This is a genomic window from Paraburkholderia sp. RL17-383-BIF-A (assembly GCF_046028015.1).
In the GTDB taxonomy this organism is placed as follows: Bacteria; Pseudomonadota; Gammaproteobacteria; order Burkholderiales; family Burkholderiaceae; genus Paraburkholderia.
The window spans coordinates 40822-51204 of sequence record NZ_JARESR010000047.1 but is presented as its reverse complement, the minus strand read 5'-3'; the positions used below and the strand labels follow the sequence as shown (position 1 = coordinate 51204).

10 protein-coding genes and 1 tRNA gene are annotated in these 10383 nt (G+C 61.9%); 9 read left to right on the top strand and 2 right to left on the bottom strand.

Annotated features, from left to right (window positions below; all coding sequences use genetic code 11):
• Positions 1-279 (bottom strand): NAD(P)/FAD-dependent oxidoreductase (locus tag P0D71_RS33435; protein ID WP_408483651.1); only part of this gene is annotated, 279 nt, incomplete at its 3' end.
• A gap of 189 nt (positions 280-468) precedes the next feature.
• Here P0D71_RS33435 and P0D71_RS33430 point away from each other — a divergent pair.
• Both P0D71_RS33430 and P0D71_RS33425 read left to right on the top strand, forming a co-directional pair.
• Entirely contained in the window at positions 469-1245 is a 777-nt protein-coding gene (locus tag P0D71_RS33430) for an SDR family oxidoreductase (protein ID WP_091792678.1), read from the top strand.
• A gap of 185 nt (positions 1246-1430) precedes the next feature.
• Positions 1431-1862 carry an acyl-CoA thioesterase gene (locus P0D71_RS33425; RefSeq protein ID WP_091792679.1) on the top strand — a complete coding sequence of 144 codons (432 nt, stop codon included), beginning with the start codon at positions 1431-1433 and terminating at the stop codon, positions 1860-1862.
• Positions 1863-1907: 45 nt separating this feature from the next.
• Here P0D71_RS33425 and P0D71_RS33420 read toward each other — a convergent pair whose 3' ends face one another.
• Positions 1908-2453, bottom strand: a complete 546-nt coding sequence (locus P0D71_RS33420; RefSeq protein ID WP_408185789.1) for a LuxR C-terminal-related transcriptional regulator — start codon at positions 2451-2453, stop codon at positions 1908-1910.
• A 244-nt stretch (positions 2454-2697) separates the two neighbouring features.
• Between P0D71_RS33420 and P0D71_RS33415 the strand changes: the two genes are divergently transcribed.
• The 7 genes from P0D71_RS33415 to thrS all read left to right on the top strand — a co-directional run bounded on the left by P0D71_RS33415 (position 2698) and on the right by thrS (position 10348).
• On the top strand, positions 2698-3402 hold the full coding sequence (locus P0D71_RS33415) for a CoA transferase subunit A (protein ID WP_028200192.1): 705 nt from the start codon (positions 2698-2700) through the stop codon (positions 3400-3402).
• Between the two features lie 2 nt (positions 3403-3404).
• Positions 3405-4046, top strand: coding sequence for a CoA transferase subunit B (locus P0D71_RS33410; protein ID WP_007181111.1), 642 nt, complete (start codon positions 3405-3407; stop codon positions 4044-4046).
• A gap of 279 nt (positions 4047-4325) precedes the next feature.
• Positions 4326-5240, top strand: coding sequence for an alpha/beta fold hydrolase (locus tag P0D71_RS33405; RefSeq protein ID WP_408300442.1), 915 nt, complete (start codon positions 4326-4328; stop codon positions 5238-5240).
• An 84-nt stretch (positions 5241-5324) separates the two neighbouring features.
• Positions 5325-5678 carry a RidA family protein gene (locus P0D71_RS33400; RefSeq protein ID WP_091792683.1) on the top strand — a complete coding sequence of 118 codons (354 nt, stop codon included), beginning with the start codon at positions 5325-5327 and terminating at the stop codon, positions 5676-5678.
• Positions 5679-5735: 57 nt separating this feature from the next.
• Positions 5736-7979, top strand: a complete 2244-nt coding sequence (locus P0D71_RS33395) for a RelA/SpoT family protein (protein WP_408185791.1) — start codon at positions 5736-5738, stop codon at positions 7977-7979.
• 131 nt (positions 7980-8110) lie between these two features.
• Positions 8111-8187: transfer RNA gene (locus P0D71_RS33390), tRNA-Val, on the top strand.
• A 253-nt stretch (positions 8188-8440) separates the two neighbouring features.
• Positions 8441-10348 (top strand): threonine--tRNA ligase, encoded by a 1908-nt coding sequence (gene thrS, locus P0D71_RS33385; RefSeq protein ID WP_408468823.1) that lies wholly within the window; start codon positions 8441-8443, stop codon positions 10346-10348.
• Positions 10349-10383: the final 35 nt, after the last annotated feature.

The window sequence follows — 10383 nt, the reverse complement described above, 5'->3', positions numbered from 1 at the left end:
TTCGGTCACATCCACGGTCAGCGGAGCGCCTTTTTCCTTCCAGTCCGGAATCAGCTCGGTCATGGCGCGCGGATCCATGACCGCGCCCGAGAGGATATGCGCCCCGATCTCCGAGCCTTTTTCCAGTACGCACACGCCAATCTCGACGCCTTTTTCCGCCGCCAGCTGCTTCAGGCGAATCGCCGCGGACAGGCCGGCCGGGCCGCCGCCGACGATCACGACGTCGTATTCCATCGACTCGCGCGGGCCGTACTGCTCAATGAGACTTGCGGGGGTCATTGATGCTCCTCTTACCGTTAGAATGCTTTTTTCGGGTTCGTATTGTGGGCGATGCACTCCCGCACTGCAACCAGATGAGCAGACATTAGCACGATCGTTCTATTTACGTGATACGGTATCGGCCTGCTTTTGACGGTCTTACCGCACCTGTCAACCGCATCTGTAATAACAACCGAACAAGGAACGACAATGGGCCGTTCGATTAATCTGGAAGGCAAGGTTGCGCTGATCACCGGCGCCTCGAGCGGGTTGGGAAAGCGCTTTGCTCAAGTGTTGTCGCAAGCGGGCGCCAAGGTCGTGCTGGCGAGCCGGCGAACCGAGCGTCTGAAGGAATTGCGCGCCGAGATCGAGGCGTCCGGCGGCGCGGCCCACGTCGTGTCGCTCGACGTGACCGATTATCAGAGCATCAAGTCGGCCGTCGCGCATGCGGAAACCGAGGCTGGCACGATCGACATCCTGGTGAACAATTCGGGCGTGTCCACCACGCAAAAGCTCTCCGAGGTCACGCCCGCCGACTTCGAGTACGTGTTCGATACCAACACACGCGGCGCGTTTTTCGTCGCGCAGGAAGTCGCCAAACGCATGATCATGCGCGGCAACAGCGCGCAGAAGCCGTCGTACCGGATCATCAATATCGCGTCTATGGCGGGCTTGCGCGTATTGCCGCAGATCGGCCTGTACGCGATCAGCAAGGCGGCCGTCGTGCATATGACCAAAGCCATGGCGCTGGAGTGGGGCAAGCACGGCATCAACGTGAACGCGATCTGTCCCGGCTATATCGACACCGAGATCAACCACCATCACTGGTCGACGGAGCAAGGGCAAAAGCTCGTGTCGATGCTGCCGCGCCATCGCGTCGGCAAGCCGGACGACCTGGACGGGCTCCTGCTGCTGCTGGCGGCCGACGAATCGCAGTTCATCAATGGCTCGGTGATTGCGGCCGATGACGGATTCGGGCTCTCCTGAGCGCAAACCGGCGCTGCCGGCCCCCGTATGTCGAGCCGCGCGGGCCGGATTAGCGCCCGTTCGAAGAAACTGTTTTACGCGCTCTGGCCTTGGCGCCTCATGAGCGCGCACGCTATGTTGCTGTTTCTCTCTGTGCCGGCCTGCGTACCGGCTTCAACCTCGTTTCAACCCGATAAAGAAGTGCGATGAGCGATTTTCACGCTGTTTTTGAGATGTCGATGCCGATCCGCTGGGGCGACATGGACGCCTTCGGCCATGTGAACAACACGGTCTATTTCCGCTACATGGAGCAGGTGCGGATTTCCTGGTTCGAGCAGTTGGGTCTGGCCGGCAGCAATGCCGACGGACAGGGGCCGGTGATCGTCAATGCATCGATGGAGTTTCTCAAGCAACTGCATTATCCGGGCGACGTGATCGGCCGGATGACGGTGGCCACGCCCGGCCGCAGCAGTTTCGACACGGGGTTTGAACTCGTGCGAGCGGATGACCCGAACACCGTGTATGCCCGCGGCGCAGCGCGCTGCGTATGGATCGATTATGCGGCCGGCAAGTCGGTGCCCGTGCCTGATCTGCTGCGCGCGACCATCGAGCGCGCTGTTTTGGTCAAGGCGGCCTGAGCGGCGATAGCGCGAATCCCGGCGCGCATCCGTCAGCGCCTCTTTTCAATGTCCGAGCAGGCGCTGCAATAGCTCCGTCGCGTTACCCGTATCGTATTTACGCATCAGCCGCGCCCGGTAGACATCCACCGTGCGCGGGCTGATATCCAGCACGCGGCCGATCTGCTTGCTGGTTTTCCCCGTCACCAGCTGCGCGGCGATTTCGCGCTCGCGCGGTGTCAGTTCGACCGCCACGCGCCGCGTCGCGCTCAAGTCCTCGAAGGTCCAGACACCCGCGGCGTGCGCGTCGGCGCGTTCCTGCGCGCGGCCCGTCACGTGGCACCAGAACAGTTCGCCGTTGGCCCGCTTCATGATGCGGTCGTCCGCGTAACTGCCTTGTGCAGTCATGATCGGCGGAATCCGCGCGCCGATCCGCTCGAATTCATCTGTGGACGGATACAGCACCTGGAACGACTGGCCGAGCAGCGACTCGCGCGTGCAGCCGAAAATCGACGCGAGTTCGTCATTGCAGTCTTCGATAGTCCGTTCGCGCGACAGCACGAGTCCGATCGGAGCGAGGTGGAACGCGGTTTGGTAATCCAGTGCGGGCATGGGCTGGCGGCAAGTACTTATGTATTTTTGCGTATTGTGCCGCATGGCGCGCGCAGCGTACTCTTTCGACCACACGATAACGCGGCCAAGCCGTCCGCGGCGGGCGTTTGCGCGGCGCGCAGGGAAACCTGACCGCACAGGCCGCCGGGGATGACTAGAATGACGTGTCGGGCTCGAGCCCGCGGAACGTCATACGGGCTGTAAAGATCCGGATTCGGGTTTCCATAAAGGAAGGGACAAACTGATGAACAAAGTCTATCCAGGCGCCGCCGAGGCGCTGAAAGACATCGTCAAGGACGGGCAGACGTTTGCCGTCGGCGGCTTTGGGCTGTGCGGCATTCCTGAGGCGCTGATCGGCGCGCTGCGCGATTCGAAGGTGCAGGGCATCACCTGCATCAGCAACAACGCGGGCGTCGACGGTTTCGGCCTCGGTCTGCTGCTCGAAACGCGTCAGGTCAAGAAGATGATCTCGTCGTATGTCGGCGAGAACAAGGAGTTCGAACGCCAGTATCTGGCCGGCGAACTCGAGCTCGAATTCACGCCGCAAGGCACGCTCGCCGAGAAGCTGCGCGCGGGCGGTTCGGGCATTCCGGCGTTCTTCACCAATACCGGCTACGGCACGCTGATCGCCGAAGGCAAGGAAACCCGCCAGTTCGGCGAAAACCACTACGTGCTAGAACACTCGCTGACGGCCGACGTCGCGCTGGTCAAGGCGTGGAAAGCCGACAAGTCGGGCAACCTGATCTACCGCCGCACCGCGCGCAACTTCAACCCGATGTGCGCGATGGCCGGCAAGATCACCGTCGCGGAAGTCGAAGAAATCGTCGAAGTGGGCGAACTCGATCCGGACGCGATCCATACGCCAGGCATCTTCGTGCAGCGCATCGTGCTCAATGCGCATCCGGAAAAACGCATCGAACAACGCGTCGTCCGCGCGAAAGGAGACTGATCATGGCATGGACTCGTGACGAAATGGCCGCGCGCGCGGCGAAGGAATTGCAGGACGGCTTCTATGTGAACCTCGGCATCGGCTTGCCGACGCTGGTGGCCAATCACGTGCCGGCGGGCGTCGAAGTGTGGCTGCAGTCGGAAAACGGCCTGCTCGGCATCGGCCCGTCGCCGACCGAAGAGGAAGTGGACGCCGACCTCATCAACGCCGGCAAGCAGACGGTGACCACGCTGCCGGGCTCGTCGATTTTCTCGTCGGCGGATTCGTTCGCGATGATTCGCGGCGGCCACATCAACCTGGCGATTCTGGGCGCGATGCAGATCAGCAAGAAGGGCGATCTGGCCAACTGGATGATCCCGGGCAAGATGATCAAGGGCATGGGCGGCGCGATGGATCTGGTCGCGGGCGTCAAGCGCGTGGTCGTGCTGATGGAGCACGTCGCGAAGGGCGACCAGCACAAGATTCTCGAAGAATGCACGCTGCCGCTCACGGGCGTGGGTGTGGTCGATCAGATCATCACCGACCTCGGCGTGATCGAAATCACGGAAGACGGTCTGAAGGTGACGGAGCTGGCGCCGGGCGTGAGCGTCGAGGAAATCAAGGCGAAGACGGGTGCGCCGCTCGATGTAAGCGCGGTGAGCTGAAAGGCTGGCTGTTGTCAGGCCCTCTGAAGCGGTCTGCAGCTGTTGGATAGGCCGTTGGGCTTGCCCTCGCGGCAGGAGGCGGCAAGGTGGTTCCCAGGCGGGCGAGGCGTGAGTCTCGCCCGCTTTTGTTTGTCTGGCCCGTAGCCGCTCTGAGTTGTCCTATGCCGTCCGGCCGACTCTTGCCGCGCGGCAAAGCGGTTTACAATCGTTTGAAGATTGGATGCTTATCGATCCTGCTACGCCCAGGCCGAACCCGCAGCGCTTTTGCAAGGAACCCAGATGACCGCAACCACGTCCGTTTCCACCGCCGGGCGGCCCGCGCCGCGTCAACGCTATGTGCAGTGCGCGAGCGCCGGCGGCTTGCACCGCATCGCCTATACGGAGTGGGGCGACCCGGCCAATCCGCGGGTGCTGCTGTGCGTACACGGCCTGACCCGTTCAGGGCGCGATTTCGACCGCCTGGCCGAAGAGTTTGCCGGCACTTACCGCGTGGTTTGTCCGGATGTCGCCGGGCGGGGCTTGTCATCGTGGCTCGCCAACCCCAACTTCTATGTCGTGCCGCAATACGTCGCCGACATGGTCACGTTGATCGCGCGCCTGAATGTCGAAACGGTCGATTGGTTCGGCACCTCGATGGGCGGCCTGATCGGACTCGCGCTGGCCGGCCTGCCGGAAACGCCGATTCGCAAGATGCTGTTGAACGACGTCGGTCCGCATCTGGAGCCAGCTGCGGTGAAGCGCATCGGCGACTATCTCGGCAAGCCCGTGCTGTTCGAAACGCTGCAGCAAGGCATCGACTACGCCGCGTTGCTCGCGCAGACTTTCGGCCCGCTCACGCCGGAAGAATGGCGCGAGATCAACACGCCGCTTCTGCACGAACAGGACGGCAAGTGGCTGTTCCGTTACGACCCGCGTATCGCGCAGCCCTTCACCGCGACCACCGAGGAAGCCGCCAAACTCGGCGAGGCCGCGCTCTGGCATTCGCTGGCCGCTTTCCAGGGGCCCGTGCTGGTGGTGCGCGGCGAGCAATCTGATTTGCTCTCGCGTGAAACCGTCGCGAAGATGGTCGAGACCGGACGCGCCGTATCGAGCGCGGAGATTGCGGGCGTCGGGCATGCGCCGGCGTTCCTGTCGGCCGATCAGATCGACATTGCGAGGCAGTTCTTTATCGGACCGGCCGCTGACGCGTCATAATATGCAGTTCCGCCCGGCGCTCCCAGACGGGGCGCGATGCGGAACGCATCTCCGATCAACTTTCAACCAACTTCAGGATCCTACATGGCAGTCATTCGTCACCACGTCGGCAAGCGCCTCTCGGAAATCGCCGTTCACAACGGTACGGTGTACCTCGCGGGTCAGATCGCCGAAGACGCGGATCAGGACATCACGGGCCAGACGCGCGAAGTGCTTGGCCACATCGACCGTTTGCTGGGCGAAGTGAACAGCGACAAGTCGCATTTGCTGTCGGTGCAGATCTTCATCTCGGACATGGCGCATTTTGCCGGCATGAACGCCGTGTGGGACGAGTGGGTCGCACAAGGCGCCACGCCGCCGCGCGCTACGGTCGAAGCGAAGCTCGCCAATCCGAAGTGCCTCGTCGAAGTCGTCGCGGTTGCTGCGCAGCGTAGCTAATCCGCTATGTGTTGTTGAAATTCCGTTGATTCGTTTGGCCCGGTGGGCCATCGCACCATGAATACCGAAATCGTTACGAGCACACCGAACCCTCTCCCTTCTTTCGACGAGGCGATGGCGTTCGTGCGTGAACATGCGGGCGAGGTGCGGCTCTCATCGGGCGAAATGCTGGCGGATCACGCGGCGGGTACGGCGTCGATCATGCGCAAGCTCAATGTCGATCCGCCGGCGGTGCTGGCGGCGGCTCTGTTTGCGCTGACGCCGCATCTGCAAGACCCGGAGCGCGTGATCGCCGACAACTTCGGCGAAGAAGTCGCGCAACTGGTCGGCGACGTGCGCAAGCTGCTGCGCCTTGGCACGGTGAGCTTGCGCGCCGCTCAGAATGCCATGCCCGAAGCCGGGCGCGACGCCCAGGCCGCACGGCGCGCGCAGGTCGAGGCGCTGCGCAAGATGCTGCTCGCGTTCGCGCAGGATATTCGGGTGGTGCTGATCCGGCTTGCATCGCGCCTGCAATCGTTGCGCTATTACGCGGCGGCGAAGATCACCCCCTCGCCGGACGTGGCGCGCGAGACGCTCGATATCTATGCGCCGCTCGCCAACCGTCTGGGCATCTGGCAACTGAAGTGGGAGCTCGAGGACCTCGCGCTGCGCTTCGAAGAGCCGGTTACCTATAAGCGCATCGCCAAGCTGCTCGACGAAAAACGCGTCGAACGCGAAAGCTATGTCGCGCAGGCTATCGAACGCCTGCAAAGGGAATTGGCCGCCGCGCATATTCGCGCAGAGGTGAGCGGCAGGCCGAAACACATCTACAGCATCTGGCGCAAGATGCGCGGCAAGGAACTGGACTTCGCCGAGCTGTACGACGTGCGCGCATTTCGCGTGATCGTGCCGGACATCAAGGATTGCTACACGGTGCTCGGCATCGTGCACAACCTGTGGCAACCGGTGCCCAAAGAGTTCGACGATTACATCTCGCGGCCGAAGCCGAACGGCTACAAGTCGCTGCACACGGTCGTGATCGGCGACGACGGTCGCGCGTTCGAAGTGCAGATACGTACGCAGGAAATGCATCAGTTCGCCGAATACGGCGTGGCCGCGCACTGGCGTTACAAGGAAGCGGGCACGCGCGGATACGCCGGCCAGTTCGCCGCCAACGAGAAGTACGACGAGAAGATTGCATGGCTGCGCCAATTGCTCGCGTGGAAAGACGAAGTCTCCGAGGGCGAGCACGGCGAGAAGCGCGCGGCGCAGCCGTGGGAGCAACTGCGTCAGGCCACGCTCGACGACGACCACATCTACGTGCTGACGCCTCAGGCGCGGGTGATTCCGTTGCCGCACGGCGCAACGCCCGTCGACTTCGCGTATCACCTGCATAGCGAACTGGGGCATCGCTGCCGTGGCGCACGCGTGGATGGCGCGATGGTGCCGCTCAACACGCCCCTGCAGAACGGTCAGACGGTCGAGATCGTTGCGGTCAAGGAGGGCGGTCCGTCGCGCGACTGGCTGAACCCGCAACTCGGCTATCTGCAAAGTCCGCGCGCGCGGCAAAAAGTGCGTGCGTGGTTCAACGCGGTGGAAGTCCAGGAGCACATCGCGAGCGGCCGGGCGATGGTCGAAAAGACCTTGCAGCGCGAGGGCAAAACGTCGGTCAATCTCGATCAGCTCGCGGCCAAGCTTGGTTTCAAGACCACCGACGACCTGTTCTCGGTGGTGGGCAAAGAAGAATTCAGTTTGCGGCTCGTCGAGCAGGCGCTGCACGATGCGCCTCCGCCGGAACCCGTGGTCGAGGCGCCCGAGCAATTCGAAAAGCGCAGTAGTGGCGCGAGCGTGGCGCGCGGCGCGTCCACCGGCGTGCTGGTGGTCGGTGTCGACGCGTTGCTCACGCAACTCGCGCGCTGTTGCCGGCCGGCTCCGCCCGACGATATCTGCGGCTTCGTCACGCGCGGCAAGGGCATGTCGATTCACCGCAGCGATTGCGCGACGTTCCTGCGCATGGCCGAGCGCGCGCCCGAGCGGGTGTTGCAAACGGCGTGGTCGGCCGAGGTGATGAGTGGGCGCGGCCAGTCGGTCTATCCGGTCGATCTTTCGATCGACGCGACGGATCGGCAGGGCTTGCTGCGCGATATTTCCGAAGTGTTCGCGCGCGAAAAGATGAACGTGATCGGCGTGAAGACGCAGACGCGCCGTAACGCTGCGTTCATGCAATTCACCGTCGAGGTGTCGAGCGCCGCACAGATTCAGCGCGCCTGTACGCTGCTCGGTGAAGTGACGGGTGTGGTGCGCGCATCGCGCAAGAGTTGATACATGTTCGAGACGGTGCATCTTGGAGGGGGTATTCCGTGGGCGCGCACGAATTCGCGAGTCAATATTTAAAGTCGGCGCATAAAAGTACTTGCCAAGCGGTGTGGGGCTCCATATAATCTCGTTTCTTCAGGCTCGTAGCTCAGCTGGTTAGAGCACCACCTTGACATGGTGGGGGTCGTTGGTTCGAGTCCAATCGAGCCTACCAACGAAAGAGAAATTCCGGTTTTGCCGGGGTTTCGCAAGCTGCAGTAAGCGCCTTTGGCGCAAAAGGCGAATACGGTTATGACACCGCGAACGTTGACCGAAACCACTTCGGAGCGACGCTAGTCGAGGACCACTTTCGCCAATGTAGTTTGTAGGAAATGTGAATGCGGCCCCTCGAAAGCGGGGCCGCATTTTTTTTGGGCTTTTTCACCTGGTTGTATGTGCCGCCGCCGGTCGGCACCACGGAGAACGCAATGGTTTCGATACGTCTGCCTGACGGTTCTGTTCGACAGTACGAGCATCCGGTGACCGTCGCCGAAGTGGCCGCCTCGATCGGCCCCGGCCTCGCGAAGGCCGCGCTCGGCGGCAAGATCGACGGTGAGTTGGTCGATACGTCCGCGCTGATCGATCACGACGTGGCGCTCGCCATCGTCACCGAGAAAGACGCAGACGGACTCGATATCATCCGTCACTCCGCGGCGCATTTGCTCGCGTACGCGGTGAAGGATCTGTACCCGGAAGCGCAGGTCACGATCGGTCCGGTGATCGACAACGGCTTTTACTACGACTTCGCGTACAACCGCCCCTTCACGCCGGAAGATCTCGAGAAGATCGAAAAGCGCATGCAGGAACTCGCGAAGAAAGACGAGCCGGTTTCGCGCCGCGCGGTGTCGCGCGACGAAGCGGTGGACTACTTCAAGAGCATCGGCGAAAAGTACAAGGCTGAGATCATCGAATCGATTCCCGCTACCGACGAAATCAAGCTGTACTCGCATGGCGGCTTCACGGATCTGTGCCGCGGCCCGCACGTGCCGTCCACCGGCAAGTTGAAAGTTTTCAAGCTGATGAAGGTGGCGGGCGCCTACTGGCGCGGCGATTCGAAGAACGAACAGTTGCAGCGGATCTACGGTACGGCCTGGACGAAGAAGGAAGATCAGGAAGCGTATCTGCACATGCTCGAAGAGGCGGAAAAGCGCGACCACCGCAAGCTCGGCAAACAACTCGATCTGTTCCACATGCAGGACGAGTCGCCGGGCATGGTGTTCTGGCATCCGCGCGGCTGGACGTTGTGGCAGCAGGTCGAGCAGTACATGCGCCGTCGCGTGAACGACGCGGGCTACCTCGAAATCAAGACGCCGATGATCATGGACCGCTCGCTCTGGGAGGCGTCGGGCCACTGGCAGAACTATCGTGAAAACATGTTCACGACGGAATCTGAGAAGCGTGACTACGCAATCAAGCCGATGAACTGCCCGGGTCACGTGCAGGTGTTCAACCACGGTCTGCGTTCGTATCGCGATCTGCCGCTGCGTTACGCGGAATTCGGCTCGTGCCATCGCAATGAATCGTCGGGTGCGCTGCATGGTCTGATGCGCGTGCGCGGTTTCGTGCAGGACGACGCACACATTTTCTGTACCGAAGACCAGTTCATCAGCGAATCGATCGCGTTCAATACGCTGGCAATGAGCGTCTACAAAGACTTTGGCTTCGACAATGTCGAGATCAAGTTGTCGCTGCGCCCGGACGCGCGCGCTGGCACGGACGAGACATGGGATCGTGCGGAGCAGGGTTTGCGCGAAGCGCTGACGGCCTGCGGCGTAACGTGGGAAGAATTGCCCGGCGAGGGCGCGTTCTACGGCCCGAAGGTCGAATATCACATCAAGGACGCGCTCGGCCGTTCGTGGCAATGCGGCACGCTGCAGCTCGATATGGTTCTGCCGGAGCGTCTGGGTGCGGAATACGTTGCCGAAGACAACAGCCGCCGCCGTCCGATCATGCTGCACCGGGCAATCGTCGGATCAATGGAGCGTTTCCTCGGTATCCTGATCGAGCACCATGCTGGGGCAATGCCTGCCTGGCTTGCGCCAATGCAGGTCGTGGTGATGAATATCGCCGAAAGTCAGACCGAATATGCGCAAGCTCTAGCCCAATCGTTGCAAAAACAAGGGGTTAGAGTGGAGGCCGATTTGCGCAACGAGAAGATTAGCTATAAAATACGCGAGCACACGCTGGAAAAGGTGCCGTACCTGCTTGTGGTCGGCGACAAAGAGCGTGAAGCCCAAACGGTAGCCGTGCGTGCCCGTGGTGGTGTCGATATGGGCGTGATGCCCCTCGACACCTTCATTGAGCGTCTGCGCCAGGACGTGCAGTCGTTCAACTGAGCCACTTGGCAGCCCGGCTCGTTTTTTTAATTTTT

Bases quoted from the DNA above. Each gene is read 5' to 3' on its own strand.
- P0D71_RS33405 (WP_408300442.1), top strand. From the start codon at position 4,326: ATGACCGCAACCACGTCCGTTTCCACCGCCGGGCGGCCCGCGCCGCGT.
- P0D71_RS33395 (WP_408185791.1), top strand. From the start codon at position 5,736: ATGAATACCGAAATCGTTACGAGCACACCGAACCCTCTCCCTTCTTTC.
- P0D71_RS33400 (WP_091792683.1), top strand. From the start codon at position 5,325: ATGGCAGTCATTCGTCACCACGTCGGCAAGCGCCTCTCGGAAATCGCC.
- thrS (WP_408468823.1), top strand. From the start codon at position 8,441: ATGGTTTCGATACGTCTGCCTGACGGTTCTGTTCGACAGTACGAGCAT.
- P0D71_RS33410 (WP_007181111.1), top strand. From the start codon at position 3,405: ATGGCATGGACTCGTGACGAAATGGCCGCGCGCGCGGCGAAGGAATTG.
- P0D71_RS33420 (WP_408185789.1), bottom strand. From the start codon at position 2,453: ATGCCCGCACTGGATTACCAAACCGCGTTCCACCTCGCTCCGATCGGA.
- P0D71_RS33425 (WP_091792679.1), top strand. From the start codon at position 1,431: ATGAGCGATTTTCACGCTGTTTTTGAGATGTCGATGCCGATCCGCTGG.
- P0D71_RS33415 (WP_028200192.1), top strand. From the start codon at position 2,698: ATGAACAAAGTCTATCCAGGCGCCGCCGAGGCGCTGAAAGACATCGTC.
- P0D71_RS33430 (WP_091792678.1), top strand. From the start codon at position 469: ATGGGCCGTTCGATTAATCTGGAAGGCAAGGTTGCGCTGATCACCGGC.